This window comes from Hymenobacter latericoloratus, assembly GCF_014199535.1.
Classification (GTDB): domain Bacteria; phylum Bacteroidota; class Bacteroidia; order Cytophagales; family Hymenobacteraceae; genus Hymenobacter; species Hymenobacter latericoloratus.
The window spans coordinates 80,277-101,830 of record NZ_JACHNV010000007.1 but is presented as its reverse complement, the minus strand read 5'-3'; the positions used below and the strand labels follow the sequence as shown (position 1 = coordinate 101,830).

Annotated in this window: 19 protein-coding genes; 15 read left to right on the top strand and 4 right to left on the bottom strand. The window is 60.6% G+C overall.

Going from position 1 to position 21,554, the window contains the following annotated elements:
* Nucleotides 1-73 precede the first annotated feature (73 nt).
* Nucleotides 74-1,372 (top strand): flavin monoamine oxidase family protein, encoded by a 1,299-nt coding sequence (locus GGU46_RS18425; RefSeq protein ID WP_183405037.1) that lies wholly within the window; start codon nt 74-76, stop codon nt 1,370-1,372.
* 119 nt (nt 1,373-1,491) lie between these two features.
* Here GGU46_RS18425 and asnA read toward each other — a convergent pair whose 3' ends face one another.
* From asnA to GGU46_RS18405, 4 genes are all read right to left on the bottom strand, one after another.
* Nucleotides 1,492-2,499, bottom strand: a complete 1,008-nt coding sequence (gene asnA / locus GGU46_RS18420) for an aspartate--ammonia ligase (protein ID WP_183405036.1) — start codon at nt 2,497-2,499, stop codon at nt 1,492-1,494.
* Between the two features lie 582 nt (nt 2,500-3,081).
* Nucleotides 3,082-3,798, bottom strand: coding sequence for a PD-(D/E)XK nuclease-like domain-containing protein (locus GGU46_RS22510; protein WP_183405035.1), 717 nt, complete (start codon nt 3,796-3,798; stop codon nt 3,082-3,084).
* A gap of 289 nt (nt 3,799-4,087) precedes the next feature.
* Nucleotides 4,088-6,733: an MGH1-like glycoside hydrolase domain-containing protein gene (locus tag GGU46_RS18410; protein WP_183405034.1), complete on the bottom strand. Its 2,646-nt coding sequence runs from the start codon at nt 6,731-6,733 to the stop codon at nt 4,088-4,090.
* A gap of 115 nt (nt 6,734-6,848) precedes the next feature.
* The gene (locus tag GGU46_RS18405; protein ID WP_183405033.1) at nt 6,849-7,667 is read right to left on the bottom strand and encodes an SDR family oxidoreductase; all 819 of its coding nucleotides are present in this window, start codon (nt 7,665-7,667) and stop codon (nt 6,849-6,851) included.
* Nucleotides 7,668-8,017: 350 nt separating this feature from the next.
* On the opposite strand from GGU46_RS18405, the gene GGU46_RS18400 reads away from it, so the two are divergent.
* The 14 genes from GGU46_RS18400 (at nt 8,018) to paaZ (ending at nt 21,439) form a co-directional block, all read left to right on the top strand.
* Nucleotides 8,018-9,358, top strand: coding sequence for a phenylacetate--CoA ligase family protein (locus tag GGU46_RS18400; protein ID WP_183405032.1), 1,341 nt, complete (start codon nt 8,018-8,020; stop codon nt 9,356-9,358).
* Nucleotides 9,359-9,402: 44 nt separating this feature from the next.
* Nucleotides 9,403-9,987, top strand: coding sequence for a TetR/AcrR family transcriptional regulator (locus tag GGU46_RS18395; RefSeq protein ID WP_183405031.1), 585 nt, complete (start codon nt 9,403-9,405; stop codon nt 9,985-9,987).
* Between the two features lie 84 nt (nt 9,988-10,071).
* Entirely contained in the window at nt 10,072-11,151 is a 1,080-nt protein-coding gene (paaE, locus tag GGU46_RS18390; RefSeq protein WP_183405030.1) for a 1,2-phenylacetyl-CoA epoxidase subunit PaaE, read from the top strand.
* Between the two features lie 489 nt (nt 11,152-11,640).
* A complete protein-coding gene (gene paaA / locus GGU46_RS18385; protein WP_183405029.1) occupies nt 11,641-12,597 on the top strand; it encodes a 1,2-phenylacetyl-CoA epoxidase subunit PaaA in 957 nt (318 codons plus the stop codon).
* A gap of 194 nt (nt 12,598-12,791) precedes the next feature.
* Nucleotides 12,792-13,079 (top strand): 1,2-phenylacetyl-CoA epoxidase subunit PaaB, encoded by a 288-nt coding sequence (paaB, locus tag GGU46_RS18380; RefSeq protein WP_183405028.1) that lies wholly within the window; start codon nt 12,792-12,794, stop codon nt 13,077-13,079.
* An 18-nt stretch (nt 13,080-13,097) separates the two neighbouring features.
* Nucleotides 13,098-13,886 carry a 1,2-phenylacetyl-CoA epoxidase subunit PaaC gene (paaC, locus tag GGU46_RS18375; RefSeq protein WP_183405097.1) on the top strand — a complete coding sequence of 263 codons (789 nt, stop codon included), beginning with the start codon at nt 13,098-13,100 and terminating at the stop codon, nt 13,884-13,886.
* Nucleotides 13,880-14,392 (top strand): 1,2-phenylacetyl-CoA epoxidase subunit PaaD, encoded by a 513-nt coding sequence (gene paaD / locus GGU46_RS18370; protein ID WP_183405027.1) that lies wholly within the window; start codon nt 13,880-13,882, stop codon nt 14,390-14,392. The genes paaC and paaD overlap by 7 nt, the downstream gene beginning before the upstream one ends.
* 147 nt (nt 14,393-14,539) lie before the next feature.
* Nucleotides 14,540-15,325, top strand: a complete 786-nt coding sequence (locus GGU46_RS18365; RefSeq protein WP_183405026.1) for an enoyl-CoA hydratase-related protein — start codon at nt 14,540-14,542, stop codon at nt 15,323-15,325.
* The gene (locus GGU46_RS18360) at nt 15,322-16,506 is read left to right on the top strand and encodes a 3-hydroxyacyl-CoA dehydrogenase NAD-binding domain-containing protein (protein ID WP_183405025.1); all 1,185 of its coding nucleotides are present in this window, start codon (nt 15,322-15,324) and stop codon (nt 16,504-16,506) included. The genes GGU46_RS18365 and GGU46_RS18360 overlap by 4 nt, the downstream gene beginning before the upstream one ends.
* The gene (paaI, locus tag GGU46_RS18355) at nt 16,478-16,915 is read left to right on the top strand and encodes a hydroxyphenylacetyl-CoA thioesterase PaaI (protein ID WP_183405024.1); all 438 of its coding nucleotides are present in this window, start codon (nt 16,478-16,480) and stop codon (nt 16,913-16,915) included. The genes GGU46_RS18360 and paaI overlap by 29 nt, the downstream gene beginning before the upstream one ends.
* A gap of 101 nt (nt 16,916-17,016) precedes the next feature.
* On the top strand, nt 17,017-18,222 hold the full coding sequence (gene pcaF, locus GGU46_RS18350) for a 3-oxoadipyl-CoA thiolase (RefSeq protein WP_183405023.1): 1,206 nt from the start codon (nt 17,017-17,019) through the stop codon (nt 18,220-18,222).
* Entirely contained in the window at nt 18,219-18,818 is a 600-nt protein-coding gene (locus tag GGU46_RS18345; RefSeq protein ID WP_183405022.1) for an acyltransferase, read from the top strand. The genes pcaF and GGU46_RS18345 overlap by 4 nt, the downstream gene beginning before the upstream one ends.
* Before the next feature lie 23 nt (nt 18,819-18,841).
* Nucleotides 18,842-19,324 (top strand): Imm50 family immunity protein, encoded by a 483-nt coding sequence (locus tag GGU46_RS18340; RefSeq protein WP_215906391.1) that lies wholly within the window; start codon nt 18,842-18,844, stop codon nt 19,322-19,324.
* 63 nt (nt 19,325-19,387) lie between these two features.
* On the top strand, nt 19,388-21,439 hold the full coding sequence (gene paaZ / locus GGU46_RS18335) for a phenylacetic acid degradation bifunctional protein PaaZ (RefSeq protein WP_183405020.1): 2,052 nt from the start codon (nt 19,388-19,390) through the stop codon (nt 21,437-21,439).
* Nucleotides 21,440-21,554 lie beyond the last annotated feature (115 nt).

The window sequence follows — 21,554 nt, the reverse complement described above, 5'->3', positions numbered from 1 at the left end:
AGCACCAACGCGAAGCGCCTGCGTTACGTACCCAAGAGCGCGCGGCCTGCCGTTGTGGTCTGCTTTATACTCCATGCCTGAACCTGATATCCTGCTTATTGGGGGTGGCGCGGCCGGCTTACTGGCGGCCCGCACCCTGGCCCGCGCCGGGCGTCGGGTGCTGCTACTGGAAGGCCGTAACCGCCTGGGCGGACGCATTGATACATCCCGGGAGGGTGGCTTTGCGCAGCCGGCCGAAGGTGGGGCTGAGTTTCTGCACGGCGACGTACCGCTCACGCGCCAGCTGCTCGCGGAGGCCGGTATGGCCTGCCACGATACAGCCGGCACCACCTACGCGGTGGAAGCGGGCCGCGCCCGGCCCACCGCGTCCTTCTTCGACGACATGCCCCTGCTGCTGGAAAAACTCCGCGAGCTTCCGCACGACGTGGACCTGAACTCCTTTCTGGTCCGCTACTTTCCCGGGCAGGAGCACCGCACCCTGCGCGAGCAGGTACGGCGCTTTGCCGAAGGCTACGACGCGGCCGATGCCAGCCGGGCCAGCACCTTTGCCCTGCGCGAAGAGTGGAGCGGCACCGGGGCCGAAGACTCGCCCCGGCCGGAGGGGGGCTACGGTCGTCTGGTAGCGTGGCTGGGCCAGCAGGCGCAAGCCGCCGGGGCGGTCATTCAGCTGAACACTGTAGTAACCGAAATTCATTGGCAGCCGGGCCAGGTACGTGCGCGCTGCGCCGATGGAAAGCTGGTGCAGGCCCGCCAAGTGCTGCTTACCGTGCCCCTGGGCGTGCTGCAGGCCCAGCCCGGGCAGGAGGGCTACCTGCACCTGAAGCCCGAGCTACCCCAGCACCGGGCGGCCGCGCAGGCCCTGGGGTTTGGTCCCGTTATTAAGGTGCTGCTGGAGTTTGATGCGCCCCTCTGGCAGCAGGCGGCTCCGCTGCTGGCGCAGCCCCTGCCCAACCTCGACTTCCTTTTCTCCGATGCCCCGATTCCGACCTGGTGGACCCAGCTCCCGGACCCGCGCCCGGTCCTGACGGGCTGGCTGGCCGGTCCGGCGGCCCACCGGCGCCGCCACACCCCCGACGCGGAGCTGCTGGCCGAAGCGCTGGACTCCGTGGCCTACCTGCTGGGCACTACCCCGGCTTTCCTGCGGGAGCACCTGCGGGCCCACCGCGTCGTGAACTGGGCCGCCGATCCGCTGGCGCGCGGAGCCTACTCCTACTCGGCCCTGCACGCGGCGGCTCACCGCGCCACCCTGGCTACTCCCGTGGCCGACACGTTGTTTTTTGCAGGGGAAGGCGTGTATCATGGCCCGTACATTGGCACGGTGGAGGCCGCTCTGGTCAGCGGAGCGGCGGCGGCCCGGCAGTTGCTGCGCTGACCAGAGCGGCTGGAAGCCGCCCGTCATTCCACCACCACAAGCAGGCGGAGAAGCTACGGCCGCCAAACCTGCTTCCCCGCCTGGGTTGCCCTAGCAGGCAACGTGTGGTAGGCCCTGGCTTACAGCAGGCCCACGCCCGTGCCCGCCAGCTCGGCCCGCACGGCTTCCGGCCAAATGCTCACCTGCACCTGCCCGATGTGCGCTTTGCGCAGCATAAACATACACACCCGGCTTTGCCCAATGCCGCCACCAATGCTCTGGGGAAGCTCATCCTGAAGCAGACGCGAGTGGAACGACAGCGCCTGCCGGTCTTGGCAGCCGCGCAGGGCCAGCTGGCGCACCAGCGCCTGCTTATCCACCCGGATACCCATCGACGATACTTCGAAGGAGGTTTCCAGCACCGGGTGCCAGAGCAGAATGTCGCCGTTGAGGCCGCGGTAGCCGCCCTCCGTTTCCGTGCTCCAGTCGTCGTAGTCGGGGGCACGGCCGTCGTGGGGCTCGCCGTGGCTGAGCTCGTGGCCGATGCCCATCAGGAATACGGCGCCGTACTGCTTTACGGCCGCATGCTCCCGCTCCTTGGGCGTCAGGGCCGGGTACTGCTGCAGCAAATCTTCGGTGTGCAGGAAGGTAATTTTTCCGGGCAGCATCGGGGTGATTTCCGGGTACTCGGCGCTAACGCGGGCCTCAGTGGTTTTCAGCGCTTCGTAAATGCGCTCCACGGTGGCTTTCAGAAACGCCGGGGTGCGCTGCTCGGGGGTAATGTGCTTTTCCCAGTCCCACTGGTCCACGTAAATAGAATGAATGGGCGAGTAGTCCTCGTCGGGGCGCAGGGCGCGCATGTCGGTTAGCAGCCCGCGGCCGGCCTCAATGCCCAGCTCCTGCAGGCGCACCCGCTTCCATTTGGCCAGGGAGTGCACCACCACCGCGCGGCGCTCATCCAGGGCCTTAATGGGGAAGCCCACCGGGCGCTCAATGCCGTTCAGGTCATCGTTGATACCGGTACCGTCCAGAACGGCAATCGGCGCCGACACTTTGCTGAGCTGCAGCCGGGTGCTGAGTTCTTTGGCAAAGGTTTCTTTTACGAAGCTGATGGCTTCCTCCGTTTTCAATAATTCCTGCGCGGTCATGAGAAGTGCGTTTAGGTGTTTGGGAAATGATTTTTGTTTTGAAAAGGCACACGAATTCCCCTCTCCCGGCGGGGAGTTTTTTTTGGAATTCCGGAAATTAGTTGTGCGCAGGATACCCGGTTTCACTCTGGCCGCTCTGGGGAACAGAATCGGACTGCAGGCACAAAAAAAGCCTTCCGTGGCAGCGGAAGGCTTTGAAAGAAAATCAGTTACTGATTATTCATTTTTCCAAAGGAGCAATAGCCTTCCAGTCTCGAATAAGAGTATTATTCGAGTTATTATTCTGGAGATTATTGCGGAAATGACGCATTTGCAAAGTCAGTTTTTCGTCAGATATACTACAAGTATAACCGACGTTAAGTATTTATCCTACTTAATCCGCTAATTAATTTATCAGGTGGTTTTCTGGTCGTTTCCTGTCAGGAGTTCCGGCTACCGCTGTAGCAGGCGTCTGGCCCCCGGCTGAACCGGGTGGGTAGCGGCTAATCAAGCGCAGCCGCCGCCAAGACAGTACGCGCCCCCCCTCCACTGAGTTCAGCAATGAGAGAGACGGAAACCCGCCGCGAAGCGCCGGGTCCGGCTTTAGTCCACCCCGTTCAGGGCGTCGCGCACTTCGCGCACGGCCTGCACTACCGACAGCGGTACCGGCGTTTCGGGCTGCAGCAGCTTCAGCAGGCGCAGGTACTTGGCGCGCCCTTCGTTGCGTAGCAGGGGCGGCACCTCGTACACGAACACTTTGAAGGGCTCCACCTTCTGCACCCCAATCAGCAGGAAACGGTCGGCGTGCAGCGCGTCGGCGTAGAAGGCGGCCTGCCGGTCGTAGTCGTACTGGGTGCACTGCTCCACAAAGTGGTTATGGTCGCGGGCCATGGTGGTTTTGAAATCCACGATGGTGTAGGGCTGCCCGGGCTGGTTTACCACCAGATCGGCGCGCAGCTTGCAGAGCGTGTCCGTAACGGGCTCCGTGAAAATACAGCTGGGCTCGGGAATACCGGCCTCCAGCAGGGCGTTTACCTCGGGGTGCAGCTTCACGCCGTCCACCATCCACCAGATCAGGGTGTCGTTGATGCCGGGCTGCCCGGGCTCATACAGATTCGGCTCCAGCAGGGCCGTATGGAAGGCCGTGCCCAGGCCCAGGGCCCCGCCTACGCTGGTATGGGGGCGGGGGGCGCGGCCGTTAAGCGCGTCGCGCAGGCGCGAGAGGTCGGAGTTGGCAATGGCCGGCAGGGCGCGGTAGTCATCGTAGGGGATGCGCAGCAGATCGGGGCGGGCGGGCAGGGTAGTAGTGGAATCAGTCACGCAGAAGGAACAGCGGAGCCCGCAAAAAGGCTCCGAAAAAGAACAAAGCAGGGTTTAAGAGAGGGAGTATAAACATTTTTTGGCAGACTCGCCCCGGGAGTTCCCAGGCCTTCAATCCCGAGGTGGGGGTAGAAAAGCCGCAGGGTGCCGGAGGCAGGCAGAAACGGCAGGCAAGAACTACCTCTCTCCCCGGGCCTGGGGCCAAGCCCCACGCCCCATGGCAACGACCACCACAATGGTAGGGCGCACTGCTTCGGTACGCCTATCAGGCAGAACTCACGAACGGCTTTCAGCCATTGGGACGGGGCTGGAGCAGCTTGGCAATCAGGCCGGTCCAGCCGGTTTGGTGACTGGCCCCGAGGCCCTGCCCCGTGTCGCCGTGGAAGTACTCGTGAAAAAGCAGGTAGTCCCGGAAGTGCGGGTCCTGCTGCAGCTGCTGGCTGGGGCCGAAGCAGGGCCGTCGGCCATTGGCGTCGCGCAGAAACAGCCGGGTGAGGCGCTCCGTCAGGGCCTGCGAAATTTCCAGCAGCGTGCTGTAGTGGCCCGAGCCGGTAGGGTATTCCACCTTGAAATCGGGGCCGTAGTAATGGTAGAAGCGCTGCAATGACTCCACGAGCAGGAAGTTCATGGGCATCCAGAGGGGGCCACGCCAGTTGCTGTTCCCGCCGAACAGGGAGGTAGTCGATTCGCCGGGCTGGTAATCGACCACGGCTGCGTCGTGGCCTTCGCGCTCAAACACAAACGGATGCTGCAGGTGGTAGCGCGAAAGGGCCCGCACCCCGTATTCCGACAGAAATTCGGCCTCATCCAGGGCGCGGCGGAGCAGCTTCTTCATGCGGTGCCCGCGCAGCAAGGAAAGCAGGTGACTCTGGCCCTTGCCGGGCTCCTGCCACCGCGACACGAGGGCCGCGAGCTGAGGCCGGTGGTCCAGAAACCAGTTCAGGCGGTACACGAAGCGGGGCATCAGCTGGAGAGTGTCCTCATCCAGCACCTCCACGGCAAACAGCGGAATCAGGCCCACCATAGACCGCACGCGCAAGGGTAGGCGACCGTGCTCCGGGGTGTGCAGCATATCGTAGTAGAAGCCGTCTTCCTCGTCCCACATATCAATCTGCTCATCGGCCAGGTTGGTCATGGCGTGGGCAATGTAGAGGAAGTGCTCGAAGAACTTGCTGGCCATATCCTGGTACACGGGGTTGTGGCGGGCCAGCTCCAGGGCCATGCGCATCATATTCAGGGCAAACATGGCCATCCAGGCCGTGCCATCGGCCTGCTCAATGTAGGCGCCATCGGGCAGCGGGGCACTCCTGTCAAACACCCCAATGTTATCCAGGCCCAGAAAGCCGCCCTCGAACACATTGCGGTTGTTACGGTCCTTGCGGTTTACCCACCAAGTGAAGTTGAGCAGCAGGCGGTGGAACACGCTTTCCAGAAACGCGGTGTCGCCCTGGCCGCCGCGCTGCTTTTTGTCCATTTTGTACACGCGCCAGGTGGCCCAGGCGTGCACGGGCGGGTTCACGTCGGAGAAGTTCCACTCGTAGGCCGGCAGCTGGCCGTTGGGGTGCATATACCAGTCTTGGCAAAGCAGCTGCAGCTGCTTCTTGGCAAACTCGGCATCGACCATGGCCAGCGGCAGGCAGTGGAAGGCTAGGTCCCAGGCCGCGTACCAGGGGTACTCCCACTTGTCGGGCATGGAAATGATGTCGGCGTTGTTGAGGTGGCCCCAGGCGTGGTTGCGGTTGCGCAGCCGTTCGGCCGGCGGGCGCGGCAAAGCGGGGTCACCCTGTAGCCACTCCGCCACATCGTAGTAATAGAACTGCTTGCTCCAGAGCATGCCGGCCAGCGCCTGGCGCTGTACGTTGCGGGCGTCGGGGTTGGTCAGGCCGGTTTGCAGCTGCTCGTAGAACTCATCGGCCTCGGCCTGGCGCTGCTGCAGCAGGGTAGCAAAATCAGCGAAGGGAGCGGCCAAACCGGGGGCGGCCAGCCGCAGCCGCACCACCCGGCTCTGCTGGGCCGGTATGGTCAGCTGGTAGTGGGCGGCGGCGCGGGTGCCTTCCTGGCTGGGGTTCACGGCGGTTTGGCTGCCGTGCAGGAGGTAGTCGTTGATGCCGTCTTTGCAGTAGGCGCTGGCGTTGGGGGTACCGTAGAGGCGCTGAGTATTGGTTTCGTTGTCGCAGAAAAGCAAGTCCGGACCGTGGCCCTCCACCTGGTCGCAGTACAGCTGCAGGGCCGGCAGTTTCTGGTGCTCCACCTGAATATGGCCGGCGTCGGTGCCTTTGAGCTGAGGCTTGTAGTCATCGTAGCCCCAGGCCCAGGTGTTACGAAACCACAGGTGGGGTAGCACATGCAGCGGCGCGGCCTGGAGGCCCCGGTTGTGCACCGTTATCTGCAACAGCAGGTCGTCGGGGCCGGCCTTAGCGTACTCCAGAAAGATGTCGAAGTAGCGGTTTTCGTGGAAGATGCAGGTATCCAGCAGCTCAAACTCGGGCTTGAGGCGGCTGCGGCGGGCATTTTCCTGCACCAGCCACGCGTAGGGGTAGGCGTGCTGCGGATACTTGTACAGCATGCGCATATAGGAGTGCGTGGGGGTGCTGTCGAGGTAGTAGTACAGCTCCTTCACGTCCTCGCCGTGGTTGCCCTCCGGCCCACTCAGCCCAAACAGCCGCTCCTTGAGTATGGGGTCGTGCCCGTTCCAGAATGCCGGCGCCAGGCACAGCAGCTGCTGGTTGTCCGAGACGCCGCCAATGGCGTCTTCGCCCCAGCGGTAGGCCTTGCTGCGGGCCATGTCGTGGGTGAGGTACGTCCAGGCATTGCCTTCGGCCGAGTAATCTTCGCGCACGGTACCCCACTGCCGCTCCGATACGTAGGGCCCAAAGCGGTACCAGGCCGCCTCACCCTCCTGCGCCTGCTGCTGCCGTTGTTGTTCCTGAGTCATAAGGGGGTAGCGGGCCCGCGGTGAGGTAGTTTCATCCGCCGCGGGCCCGTAGAGGTAGCTGATTTAACCCGAATTACGCATCAGGCTCCGGGTTGCTCCGGAGCCAGGCCCCTAGTCAACCATTATCCGCAAAGCCCGGATACAGGGTCATCCCACCGTCGGCGAAAATGGTGGTGCCGGTTACGTAGTCCGCCTCATCCGAGGCCAGCCACACGGCTACTTTCCCGATGTCGTCGGTTTCGCCTATGCGGCCGTACGGAATTAGGGTCAGCAGTTTTTCGGCCGCTTCCGGGGTTTCCCAGGCTTCGTTGTTGATGGGGGTTTTGATGGCGCCGGGCCCGATGCTGTTCACCCGGATTTTGTGCGGGGCCAGCTCCTGGGCCATGCTTTTCATCAGCTGCATAATGCCGCCCTTGCTGGTGGCGTAGTTGACGTGGCCGGCCCACGGAATCACCTCGTGCACCGAGCTCATGCAGATGATTTTGCCCGTGGCCCTGGATATTTCCGGCTGCGGGCCCCGGCGCACAAACTCGCGGGCGGCCTCGCGGGCGCACAGAAACTGCCCGGTCAGGTTCACGTCAATCACCTTTTGCCACTGCTCCAGGGTCATTTCCAGGAAGGTGGCATCCTGCTGAATGCCGGAGTTGTTTACCAGGATGTGCAGGGTCTGGAACTGCTCCCGAATCTGGGCGAACATGGCCAGCACTTCATCTTCCTTGCTGACGTCGGCCTTCACGGCCACAGCCTTGCCGCCGGCTTTTTCAATGTCGGCCACCACGGCCTTGGCTTCCTCGGCGCTGTGGGCATAGTTAACCACAACCGTGGCACCTTCGGCCGCCATGGCCTTGGCTACCCCCGCCCCGATGCCGGAGCTACCGCCCGTAACAAGGGCCACCTGGTGTTGAAGACGCTGCGAAGAAGGAGTGTTTGCCATATAGCTCGAAGGAGAAGGTCAGTGGAACATCTCCTTTTTAGACTGGCAAACGGCCGCTTTAGTTACACGAATATGCAGGGGGTAGGGCGGCTTGCCTTTTGGGAAGACGGTCAGGAAAAGGGGCGTGTCAGGCTTGATCAAGTGTCCGCGCAGCCGAAGTGTCTCTACCGCTGGCTACTCCCTGGAAGCGCACTCAACGAAGCGGTAAAGATGCTTTGTCTGCGCGGACGCCAGATCAAGCCTGACAATCAGGATTAATTCTTCCTGCTCAAATCATACTAACAAACATTCGTTTGTGTTGATTAAAACAGTATCTTGCCACCTCCGTCCCCCATCCTAGCCTTCCGCCCATGTTGTTCAACCCTGAAATGGAACGCCTGTCGCTGCCGCAGCTGCGGGTCTTGCAGAACGAGCGCCTGAAAGAGCAGGTGCAGTATGTGTACCAGCGCGTTCCGTTCTATCGGCAGAAGTTCGACGAGCTGGGCATCAATCCTGCCTCCTTCAAGGGCCTGGAAGATCTGGGCAAGCTGGGTTTCACCAAAAAGGCTGACTTCCGCGACAACTACCCCTTCGGGCTGTTTGCGGTGCCCCAAACCGAGGTGGCGCGCCTGCACTGCTCCAGCGGCACGACGGGCAAGGCTACGGTGGTGGGCTACACGGCCGACGACCTGCAGGTTTTCGCGGAGGTAGTGGCCCGCTCCCTGGCCGCGGCGGGCTGCCAGCCGGGCATGAAACTCCAGAACGCCTACGGCTACGGCCTGTTCACGGGCGGGCTGGGCATTCACTACGGGGCCGAAAAGCTGGGCCTGACGGTTATTCCCGTGTCGGGGGGTAGCACCGACCGGCAGCTGCAGCTCCTGCAGGATTTCCAGCCCGAAGTGCTGTGCGCTACCCCCTCCTACGCCCAGGTACTGGCCGAAGAGCTGAAGCGGCGCGAAATCCCGCTGGAAGCCATTAACCTGCAGTATGCCGTGCTGGGCGCCGAGCCCTGGAGCGAGGCCATTCGGGGGCAGGTGCAGCAGGGGCTGGGCGTGCGGGCCACCAACATCTACGGCCTCAGCGAGATTATGGGGCCGGGCGTGTCGCAGGAAGATGCCGAGGAGCGCGGCACGGGCAGCTACATCTGGGAAGACCATTTCTACCCCGAAATCGTCAGCCAGGAAACCGGCGAGCCGGTGGCCGAGGGCGAGTACGGCGTGCTGGTGCTGACTACCCTCACCAAAAAGGCCATGCCCATTCTGCGCTACTGGACCGGCGACATAACCAACCTCACCTACGAGCACTCCCACAAGCGCACCCACGTCAAAATGGGCCCCATCCGGGGCCGCGCCGACGATATGCTGATTATCCGGGGCGTCAATTTCTTCCCGACCCAGGTCGAGGACATCATCAGCAGTATGGAGCAGGTGAGCCCGTATTATCAGGTTGTAGCTTCGCGCCGGGGTAGCCTGGATGAGGTGGAAGTGAACGTGGAAATAGATGAGGTGCTGATGCGGGAGCTGGGCCTGGAGGCCCTGACCGACGAGGTAGTGCAGCAGCACGACTGCCTGAAGACCCTGAAAGGCGCGTTTGCCAAGAAAATCAAGGACAACATCGGGCTCAGCATGAAGGTCACGCTGCTGGGCTTCGGGCAGCTGCCGCGCAGCGAGGGCGGCAAGCTGAGTCGGGTCAAAGATTTGCGCAATCTTTAGCCGGCCGTTGGCGTACGGCTACTGACCTCCTACCCTTTCCCCCCATGCTTACAACCCGCAAATCCAACAAGCGCCAGCTCATTCTGGAAGAAGCCGCCAAGCTGTTCAAGCAGAAAGGCTTCGGGGGCACCTCCATGCGCGACCTGGCCGGGGAGGTGGGCATCGAGGCGGCCAGCATGTACAACCACATCCGGTCCAAGGACGAGATTCTGGAGCTGATCTGCTTTCGGGTATCGAGCACCTACATTTCCCAATTGGCCGAAATAGAAGCCACCGACGCGCCGTACGTCGAGAAAATAAAGGCCCTGATCCGGCTGCACATCCGCCTCATGATTGAGGATGGCGCGGCCGTTTCGGTAGCCAACCACGACTGGAAGTACCTGCCTGAGCCCGCCCTCACCGAGTTCAAGCAGGCCCGCAAGCAGTACGAAAAAGGCTTCGCCGCCCTGATTGAGCAGGGCATTGCTGCCGGCGAGTTTCAGCCCGTGAATGTGTCGGTGGCCTTGTTCACCATTCTTTCGGCCGTGCGCTGGGTGGAGCTCTGGTACCGCCCCGGCCGCGAGCTGTCGGCCGAGGAGCTGGAAGCCAATATTATTACCATGCTCCTCACCGGGCTGGAGAAAAAATAAGTTATCAGTTGTCGGTCGCCGGTTGTCAGTGCTGTTCCAGAAGAACACTGACAACCGGCAACTGACAACTCGCAACAGATACCCATGAGCCGTTTTCATAAAGTCAAAATCAAGAGCATCGTCCGGGAAACCCCGGATTGCGTGAGCGTGTCGCTGGATGTGCCCGCCGACCTGCGCGAGACGTTCAGGTTCACCCAGGGCCAGTACCTCACCTTCCGCCGCGAGCATGAGGGCGAAGAGCTGCGCCGGAGCTACTCCATCTGCAGCAGCCCCCTGGACAATGAGTGGCGGGTAGCTATTAAAAAAGTACCGGAAGGTCGTTTCTCCTCCCTGGCGGTAGAAAAGCTGCGGGTGGGCGAAGAGTTGGAGGTGATGCCGCCCATGGGCCATTTCTACACTGAGCTGCACCCCGAGCAGCAGAAGCTCTACGTGCTATTCGCGGCGGGTTCGGGCATTACGCCGGTTATGTCCATCATCAAAACGGTGCTCCTGACCGAGCCCCACAGCCGGGTGTACCTGATCTATGGTAACCGGGGACGCAACTCTATTATCTTTAAGGAGGAAATTGAGGCCCTGAAAAACCGGTTCGTGGACCGCCTGAGCGTGTACCACATCCTTAGCCGCGAGCAAGGCGACACCGATCTGCTCTTCGGCCGCATCAACGCCGACAAAGCCCGCCTGTTCCTGGAGAAGATTGTGCCGGCCGAGGCCATCGACGAGGCCTTCATCTGCGGCCCCGAGGAGATGATCAACGACGTGAGGGACGTGCTGGCCGAAGCTGGAGTAGCCCCCGAAAAGATTCACTTCGAGATGTTTGGCTCCGCCGGCAGCGCCCAGCGGGCCGCCGCCCGCCAGGCCCAGCGCCCTGTTGGTGAGGACGACAAGCACAGCCAGGTAACCGTCCAACTAGAAGGCACCAAGCGCATCCTGGAAATGTCGTACTACGGCGACACGATTCTGGACGCCCTGCTGGAAACCGGTGCCGACGCGCCCTACTCCTGCAAAAACGGCATGTGCAGCACCTGCCGTTGCCGCGTAACAGAAGGCACCGTGGAAATGGACGTGAACTACTCCCTCTCCGATACCGAAGTGGCCAAAGGCTACGTCCTCTCCTGCCAGGCCCGCCCTACCTCGGAGAAGGTATCAGTAGATTTTGACCAGTAAGCAGCAAAAATAGGACGTCATGCTGAGCTTGCCGAAGCATCTCTACCTGTTTCTTTCAGGAATACTACTAGTCAGTAGTTGCGCTAAGGTTGGAAACAATCCGAAAGCCGAGCTGAGGATAGTAGCGGGCAAACCGTTTGTGTTACTTACCGGCCAACGACGCCGAATGGTGCATGACCCGCTGTCTGCTCTTTTCAACAAAACATTTGAGGATAGCATTCTACTGCCATTACCACAAACAGACAGAGGAACTTTGCCAGGTCATCTTATTCTACATAAACGAGGAGATTATGGCTATAAAGGCGAAATCACACTGGATGGCGGTATCTTGAAAGTACATTTATTCTACAACGATACCGATTATGGTAGCAATAGTCCGGTTAGTTGGAACGGGGAATACCAGTTAATTAGACAATAAGGCTACACTGACAACCCAAACTTTTCTCTACATTTAACTAACGAATGTTAGTTAAGCTTTGTTAAAGAGGCATGGAAACGCTAGAACTCACCCAGGAAGAACAGTTTCAGGCCCGCATTGATGCGGATGTGCGCATTGAACCCAAGGATTGGATGCCCGATGCCTACCGCAAAACCCTGATCCGGCAGATTTCGCAGCATGCGCACTCTGAGCTGGTGGGCATGCTGCCGGAAGGCAACTGGATTACGCGGGCTCCTTCGCTCAAGCGCAAATCCATTCTGCTGGCCAAGGTGCAGGACGAAGCCGGCCACGGCCTCTATCTCTACTCCGCCGCCGAAACCCTGGGTGCCTCCCGCGACCAAATGCTGGCCGACCTGCACTCGGGCAAAGCCAAGTATTCAAGCATTTTCAACTACCCTACCCTCAGCTGGGCCGATATGGGCTGCGTGGGCTGGCTGGTAGATGGTGCTGCCATCCTGAACCAGGTGCCCCTGTGCCGCACGTCCTACGGCCCCTACGCCCGCGCCATGGTGCGCGTGTGCAAGGAAGAAAGCTTCCACCAGCGTCAGGGCTTCGAGATTATGCAGACGCTGTGCGAAGGCTCGCCGGAGCAGAAGGCCATGGCCCAGGAAGGCCTGAACCGCTGGTGGTGGCCCACGCTGATGATGTTCGGCCCCAAAGATTCCGAGTCGCCGAACACGGAGCAGTCGATGAAGTGGCGCATCAAGCGCTTCACCAACGACGAGCTGCGCCAGAAATTCGTGGACATGATGGTGCCCCAGGCCGAGTTCCTGGGCCTCACGGTGCCCGACCCCAACCTGAAGTGGAACGAAGCCAAGCAGGGCTACGATTTCGGCGACGTGGACTGGGAGGAATTCTGGAACGTGGTGAAGGGCAACGGCATGTGCAACCAGGAGCGCCTGCAGGCCCGCGTACAGGCCCACGAGGAAGGCGCCTGGGTGCGCGAAGCCGCCCTGGCCCACGCCGAAAAACGCAAGCAGCGCGAAGCGGCCCTGGTGGCCGCCTAGTTTTCACCGGTACCCGTTCTGCTGAGCTAGCTGGGGCATTTGGCTTGAAACGCTGAGTTCCCACCCACCTCTGGCTCGCGAGATGCTTCCGCTAAGCTCAGCAGAACGGATAATTTTCTTTGAGGGCATCCACCTCCTACCCCCCTTGCCCCTCATAAACTCTTACCCGCCTACCCTCTCACCCTACCTTTTACATGTCGCAGAAAGAATGGCCGCTCTGGGAAGTTTTTATCCGCAGCAAGCAGGGCCTCGACCACAAGCACGTCGGTAGCCTCCACGCCGCCGACGCCGAAATGGCCATCCAGAATGCCCGCGACGTGTACACGCGGCGCTTGGAAGGCGTAAGCATCTGGGTGGTGGAGAGCAAGCACGTACACGCCTCCAACCCCGACGATTCGGCCGCTTTCTACGAGCCGGCCAACGATAAAATCTACCGCCATCCGACCTTTTATCAGGTGCCGGATTCCATCAAGCACATGTAACCGATGACGGATTCCCCGATGCCCACGCAAGCCACCCCGGCTCCTACCCCCGAAACCCAGGCGAACCTGTTTGCTTTTGTGCTGCAGCTGGCCGATACCAGCCTGATTCTGGCCCACCGCCTCTCGGAGTGGTGCGGCCACGGCCCTATTCTGGAGCAGGACCTGGCCATGGCCAACATTGCCCTGGACTTGCTGGGTGAGGCCCGCAGCTACTACCAGTACGCCGCCGAGCTGGAAGGCAAAGGCCGCACGGAGGACGACCTGGCCTACTTGCGCAGCGCCGTGGAGTACCGCAATCCGCTGCTGGTGGAGCAGCCCAACGGCGACTTTGCCGGCACCATCGTGCGGCAATTTATCTACGACTGTTTCCACTATCACCTGCTCCTACAATTGCAGTCGGGCCCGGACGCGCAGTTGGCAGCCATTGCCGAGAAGTCGGTGAAGGAAGCGGCCTACCACATCAAGTGGAGCGCCGAGTGGGTAATTCGCCTAGGTGATGGTACCGAGGAAAGCCGCCGCCGGGTGGAAAAGGCCATCGAGAACCTCTGGCGCTACAGCGGTGAGTTGACTACCCCTTCTGCTACCGAAAAGGCCCTGCAAGCTGCCGGTTTTGTGCCCGACTACGCAGCCATCCAGCAGCAGATTGACGCTCACGTAACCCGCGTATTCGAGGAGGCTACCCTGCCCGTGCCCCAGGGCGTGTTCATGCAGAAAGGTGGCAAAGACGGCCGCCACTCCGAGCACCTGGGCTACCTCCTGGCCGAGCTGCAATATCTCCAGCGTACCTACCCCGGCTTGCAATGGTAGAGCACCTGGCAGCACCGACTGAGGAGCACATCTGGCAGCTGCTGGAAGAGGTTTCCGACCCGGAAGTGCCCGTGCTCAGCATTCTGGACCTGGGCATTGTGCGCGCGGTGCGGGTGGAGGGCGAGGAAGTCCACGTCACCATCACGCCTACCTACTCCGGCTGCCCGGCCATGAACACCATTGCCACCGAAATTCGACTGCGGCTGCTTTCGGATGGCATTACCAAGCTGCACATTCACAACAAGCTCAGTCCGGCCTGGACCACCGACTGGATGTCGCAGGCGGGCCGCGAGAAGCTGGAAGCGTATGGCATTGCGCCCCCCGTTGATGGTACTGCCACCGGCCACATGCTCAACCTGTTCGGGGCCGACACGGCTGTGCGCTGTCCGCTTTGTAAGTCGGAGCACACCCACCTGGTGAGCCAGTTCGGCTCCACCGCCTGCAAAGCTCACTACCAGTGCGACGACTGCCTGGAGCCCTTCGACTACTTCAAATGCCACGCTTAAGCTGGTGCACTATTACAAGCACGTCATGCTGAGCGGAGTCGAAGCATCTCTACCGCTTCGTTAAGTTACTGCTGCAACGAAGCGGTAGAGATGCTTCGGCTCCGCTCAGCATGACGGCCGATTTTATTTTCTCCCACCCTACTTCTCATGTCCGACTCTCCTTCCCTGCTTTTCTCCCTTGATGGCGGCGTAGCCACCATCTGCTTTAACCGGCCCCAGGTTTTCAATAGCGTCAACAAAGAGGTAGCCCTGGCCTTGCAGCAGCATCTGCGCGAGTGCCAGCAGAACCCCGCGGTGCGCGCCGTGCTGCTCACCGGCACCGGCAAAGCCTTCTGCGCTGGCCAGGACCTGGCCGAAATCACGGGCCCCGAAAGCCCCGAAGTAGCGGAGATTGTAGAGAAGTTGTACAACCCCATCGTGGAGCTGATTCGGGGGGTGGAGAAGCCGGTAGTAGCGGCCGTGAATGGGGTAGCGGCCGGCGCAGGCGCCAACCTGGCTTTGGCCTGTGATATTGTGGTAGCCAAGGAATCGGCCTCGTTTATTCAGGCGTTCAGCAAGATTGGCCTGATTCCGGACAGCGCCGGCACCTTCTTCCTGCCCCGCCTCATTGGCATGCAGCGCGCCTCGGCCCTCATGATGACCGGCGACAAGGTCTCGGCCGCCGAAGCCGTGCAGATGGGCATGATTTACAAAGCCTTCCCCGACGAGACCTTTGAGCAAGAAGCGCAGGCCCTGGTGAAGAAGCTGGCGGCCATGCCCACCAAAGGCTTGGCCTATACCAAGCAGCTCCTAAACGTATCGTTCAGCAACGACCTGACCCAGCAGTTGCGCTACGAAGCTGACTTCCAGTTGCGGGCCGGCAACACATCTGACTACCGCGAGGGGGTAGCGGCTTTCATGGAAAAACGTCAACCTAGCTTTACGGGCCAATGATTGTCGGTATCATCGGCAGCGGCGCCATGGGTGCCGGCATTGCCCAGGTAGTAGCCACCGCCGGCCACACAGTCCGCCTTCTCGACCAGAACACCCAGGCCCTGCAGCGCGCCGGGCAGTCTATTCAGAGCAGCCTGAACAAGCTGGCCGAGAAAGGCAAGCTGACAACGGAAGACGCAACAGCCACCTTCAGCCGCCTCCATCTCACCGAAGACATTGGCACATTCAATGACTGCGGACTGGTGCTGGAAGCCATTGTGGAAGACTTGGGCGTAAAGCAACAGCTGTTTCGGGAGGTAGAAATGCTGGTGTCCGAAGACTGCATCCTGGCTAGCAACACCTCGTCCCTGTCCATTGCTTCCATTGCCTCCGCTTGCCAGAAACCGGAGCGCTTCATCGGGATTCACTTCTTCAACCCGGCGCCTATTATGCAGCTGGTGGAGGTGATTCCGGCGGTGCAGACGCGGGCGGGTCTGGCCGAGCAGGTGCGCGACCTGGTGCAGAGCTGGGGCAAGCTGCCGGTGCTGGCGAAGGATACGCCGGGCTTCATCGTGAACCGCGTGGCGCGGCCCTTCTACGGCGAGGCCATCCGGATTCTGGAAGAAGGCATTGCCGATATGGCGACCATCGACTGGGCTATGACCGAGTTGGGCGGCTTCCGCATGGGCCCGTTTGCGCTCATGGATTTCATCGGCCACGATGTCAACTACCGCGTCACAGAGTCGGTCTTCACGTCCTTCTTCTTCGACCCACGTTATAAGCCCAGTTTCACCCAGAAGCGCTTATTCGAGGCTGGTTACTACGGCCGGAAGTCGGGCCGCGGCTTTTACGACTACCGCGAAGGTGCCACTGCCCCCGTCCCTACCCCCGACGAGCAGCTGGGCCGCCTGATTCTCAACCGCATTCTGGCCATGCTCATCAACGAAGCCGTGGATGCGCTGGCCCTGAACGTGGCTTCCCCCACCGACCTGGAGCTGGCCATGACCAAGGGCGTCAACTACCCCAATGGCCTGCTGGCCTGGGCCGATGCGCTGGGACTGGATACCGTCCTGACCACGCTTGATAGTCTTTACGAAGAGTACCACGAGGACCGCTACCGGGCCAGCCCGCTCCTGCGCCGCATGGTGCGGGCCGGCCAAACCTTTTTCCAGCATGAGCCAACCGCAAGCAACCAGCAGTAGCAGCAAAGCCGAGGCCGTAAAAGACCGCATGCTGCATCATGATGCGTTCAGCAAACTGCTCGGGTTGGAAATAGATGAAGTCGGACCCGGCTACTGCCGCCTGCATTTCACCGTGCGCCCCGACATGCTCAACGGCTTTGCGGCCCTGCACGGGGGCGTTACGTTTTCAGCGGCCGATTCGGCGTTTGCTTTTGCCTGCAACAGCCACGGCCGCCAAAGCGTGGGCCTCACCGTCACAATTGACTACCTCGAAGCTGGCAAGCTCGGCGACGTGATTACCGTGGAAGCCCGCGAAGAAAGCCTCAAGCACAAAGTAGGCGTGTATCAGATTCGCGCTACCAATCAGCACGGCACGGTACTGGCCCTGTTTAAGGGTACTGCCTACCGCACCAACAACGAAATACTGTAATGTCAGTTGCCGGTTATCAGTTTTCAGCTGTGAGCCATGTATAAAAGGTCCGGCACAGCAATGGAATACTGACAACCAGCAACTGGTAACTCACAACTGACATGAATCAAGCCTATATCATTGACGGTATCCGGACGCCCATCGGAAACTTTGGGGGTACGCTGGCCGCCGTCCGACCCGATGACATGGCGGCCCTGGTAATCCGGGAACTGCTGCAGCGCAATGCTTCTGTCGACCCGGCCGCCATTGCCGATGTACTCATGGGCTGCGCCAACCAAGCTGGCGAAGACAACCGCAACGTGGCCCGCATGGCCTTGCTGCTGGCTGGCCTGCCTACCTCCGTGCCCGGCGAAACCGTCAACCGCCTCTGCGCCTCGGGCCTCTCGGCCAGCATTGCCGCCGCTCGCGCCATTCAGAGCGGCGACGGGGACTTGTTCATCTCCGGGGGGGTAGAGAGCATGACCCGCGCCCCTTACGTCATGTCGAAGCCCAGCAAGGCCTTTGGCACCGACTCCAAAATGTATGATTCCAGCTTCGGGTGGCGTTTCATCAACGAGAAGCTGGAAGAACTATACGGCACCGACGCCATGGGCGAAACGGCCGAAAACCTAGTGGACCAGTACCACATCAGCCGCGAAGACCAGGATCAGTTTGCCTACGAATCGCACCAGCGCGCCGGCCGTGCCCGCGACTCCGGCCGCTTCGCCGAGGAAATCGTGGCTGTGCCTATTCCCCAGCGCAAGGGCGAGCCGGTGCTATTCGCGGAGGACGAGTTCATCAAGTCGAACACTACCCTCGACGGACTGGCCAAACTCCGCCCGGCGTTCCGCAAGAATGGCTCCGTTACGGCTGGTAACTCCTCTGGCCTGAACGATGGCGCGGCGGCCTTGCTGCTGGCTTCAGAAGACGGTATCAAGCAGCATAACCTCACCCCGCGGGCCCGCATCGTGAGTATGGGGGTAGCGGGCGTAGAGCCGCGCACCATGGGCATCGGGCCAGTGCCGGCCTCGCAACTGGCCCTGAAAAAGGCTGGCCTGACCCTCGACCAGATAGACCTGATTGAGTTCAACGAAGCCTTTGCCGCCCAAACCCTGGCCTGCGTCCGGGGGCTGGGTCTGGAAGGCTCCGACCCGCGCATCAACCCCAACGGGGGCGCCATTGCTCTGGGCCATCCGCTGGGTATGAGCGGGGCGCGCATTCTGAACACGGCGGCTCTGGAGCTGCACAAGCAAAACAAGCGCTACGCCCTTATCACGATGTGCGTGGGGGTAGGCCAGGGCTACGCGGCCATCATCGAGAAGGTATGATTTACTCGTTCAACGGTATTGTTCCGGTGGTGCATGAGTCGGCGTTTGTGCACCCGCAGGCCACGGTAACGGGCAACGTTATCATCGGCCGCAACGTGTACATCGGGCCCGGCGCGGCTATTCGCGGCGACTGGGGCCAAATCATCATCGAGGACAACTGCAACGTGCAGGAGAACTGCACCGTGCACATGTTCCCCGGCACGACCACCCGGCTCAAGGAAATGGCCCACATCGGTCACGGCGCCATTATTCACGGCGCCACCGTGGGCCGCAATGTGCTGGTAGGCATGAACGCTGTGCTCATGGACCGGGTGGAAATCGGCGACGAAAGCATCATCGGGGCCCTCAGCTTCATTAAGGCCGACGAGGTGATTCCGCCGCGCAGTCTGGTGGTTGGTAATCCGCACAAAATCATCCGGCAAGTCAGCGACGACATGCTGGCCTGGAAAACGGAAGGCACGCGCATCTACATGCAGCTCCCTGCCGACCTCCACGCCACTCTGCAGCCCTGCGAGCCCCTCCGCGAAGTTCCCACCGACCGCCAGGTGCAGCAAGGCAGCTACCAAACCTGGGCCGAACGCAAAACCGACGGATAATCTTGAAAAACTAGAAGGCCGTCATGCTGAGCGCAGATGAAGCATCTCTCTCAGTTCGTCTGATTTTAATACAGTCCACTTGCGATATGATTGAGATAGAGGATCAAGCCCCTGCAATTAGACGAATAGTCAATTCTGAACTTGTCCTTCACCACTTCGGCTATTGGCCGAGTTTTCATGATGCGACCATTAGCAGAATGACTTTTAAAGTCCACCCTTCGCGCGGCGCATCAATAACGGTTGTAATTGCCGCTTGTGAAACGACTGATGAGGTTGAAGCACAAGGTTATTACAAACAGATAAAGCATTGTGACATTGAACTCCAGTTCATAGGTATTCATGAAATGGTCTTCGATTTTGACCATCAACCGGTCATTTTTGGATTAGACTTCAAGGTAAGCGGCCCTACTAGCGGCATAAAATGCGGATTTGCTTCTTCTGCTGGGTCTGAAGTAATAGTTGCTGAAGAAGTACTGGTGCTGCGCTTAACCCCTACGAACGGGTAGCAATCCGTCTCCCACCTCCTACCCCCCTCCCCTTCTAAACCTTCTACCTTCCTACCCTCCCATATGACTCCCATCCTTGAAAACTACGCGCTGGGCCGCTGGATGCCCGGCACGGGCGAGCAGCACGAGCTGCACGACGCTTCCACCGGCGAGGTTATTGCCATTGCCAACGGCGAAGGGCTGGACTTTGCTTCTATGCTCGATTACGCCCGCCGCACCGGCAACCCAGCCCTGCGCAAAATGACCTTCCATGAGCGGGGTCGCATGATTAAGGCCTTGGCTCTGCACCTCGACAGCAAAAAGGAAGACTTCTACACCCTCAGCTACCGGAGCGGCGCCACCCGCGCCGACTCCTGGATTGACATTGAAGGCGGCATCGGCAACCTGTTCGCTAATGCCTCCCTGCGCCGCAAATTCCCCGATAAGCCGTTCTATGTGGAGTCGGACCCGATTGCGCTGTCAAAGGCAGGCAATTTTATGGGCCACCACATACTGGTGCCCAAGGAAGGCGTGGCCGTGCACATCAACGCCTACAACTTCCCCATCTGGGGCATGCTGGAGAAGATTGCCGTGAATTTGCTGGCAGGGATGCCCGCCATCATCAAGCCGGCCGTGCCCACCGCCTACCTCACCGAGGCCGTGGTACGCGAAATCATTGCCTCCAACATTCTGCCCGAAGGCGCTTTGCAGCTGGTGTGCGGCACCGGCCAAGGCATCCTGGACCATGTCACCTACCAGGATGTAGTGACCTTCACGGGCTCGGCGGAAACCGGCCGCAAGCTGCGGGCCCACCCGCGTATCATTGCGGAAGCCGTGCCCTTCACTATGGAAGCCGACTCGCTGAATGCGGCCGTGCTGGGGCCGGATGCTGTGCCGGGCACCGTAGAGTTCGACTTGTTTATCAAGGAAATCCGCAAGGAAATGACGGCCAAAGCCGGGCAGAAGTGCACGGCCATACGCCGGGCCATCGTGCCGGAAAACCTGCTCGAAGATGTGCAGATTGCCCTCGGCAAGGCCCTGGGTCAGACTACCGTGGGTCATCCGCAGGCGGAAGGCGTGCGCATGGGGGCGTTGGTAAACATGACCCAGGCCAACCGTGTGCGGGAGCAAGTGCGCGAGCTGGCCAAGAATACGCCCATCGTGTACGGCGACCTGGACAACGTGCAGGTGATTGGCGGCGACTGCAAAACCGGTGCCTTCATGTCGCCGATTGTACTGCTGAACCCCGAGCCGTTCAAGTTCACCGACTCCCACGAGGTAGAAGCCTTCGGGCCCGTTGCTACCCTCATGCCTTATAAGAACCTCGACGAGGCCATTACCCTCGCTAACATGGGCAAAGGTTCTCTGGTATGTTCCGTGGCTACCAACGACCCGCGCACGGCTCAGGAGTTCGTGCTCGGCGCGGCCACGCACCACGGCCGCATTTTGGTCATTAATGAGGAGGTAGCCAAGGAAAGCACCGGCCACGGTTCCCCCCTACCCCTGCTCATCCACGGAGGCCCCGGCCGCGCGGGTGGCGGTCAGGAAATGGGTGGTATGCGCGGCGTAGAGCACTTTATGCAGCGCGTGGCCATTCAGGGCTCACCTAGTATGATTACCGCCATTACGGAGGTATATCAACCCAAAGCCAAGCAAACGGAGCGCGACAAGCACCCCTTCCAGCACTACTTCGAGGAGTTGGAAATCGGCCAGACCTACACGACGCACCGCCATACCGTCACGGAGTCGGACATCACCAACTTTGCTCAGGTTTCCGGCGACAATTTCTACGCCCACGTGGATGCCACTTCCCTGGAAGGCACGCTGTTCACGGGCCGCGTGGCCCACGGCTACTACATCCTGAGCAAGGCCGCCGGCATGTTCGTGGACCCGCGCAAGGGCCCCGTGCTGCTCAACTACGGCCTCGATGAGTGCCGCTTCACTAAGCCTGTGTACCCCGGCATGACCATTGGGGTGAAGCTCACGGTAAAGGAGAAAATCGGCCAGGAAAAGCGCGATGCCGAGGACGTAGCCAAAGGCATTGTACGCTGGCTGGTGGACGTATCCGATGAAACCGGCGAAACCGTAGCCGTAGCCACCATCCTGACGATGGTGAAAAAGAAAAATCAGGAGTAAGTAAACCATCTGTCATCCTGGGCGGAGCGAAGGACCTTGTTACATTTGAACAAGCTGTGAGAACGAGCACCATTTATACGTGATAGGGTCCTTCGCTCCGCTCAGGATGACAATT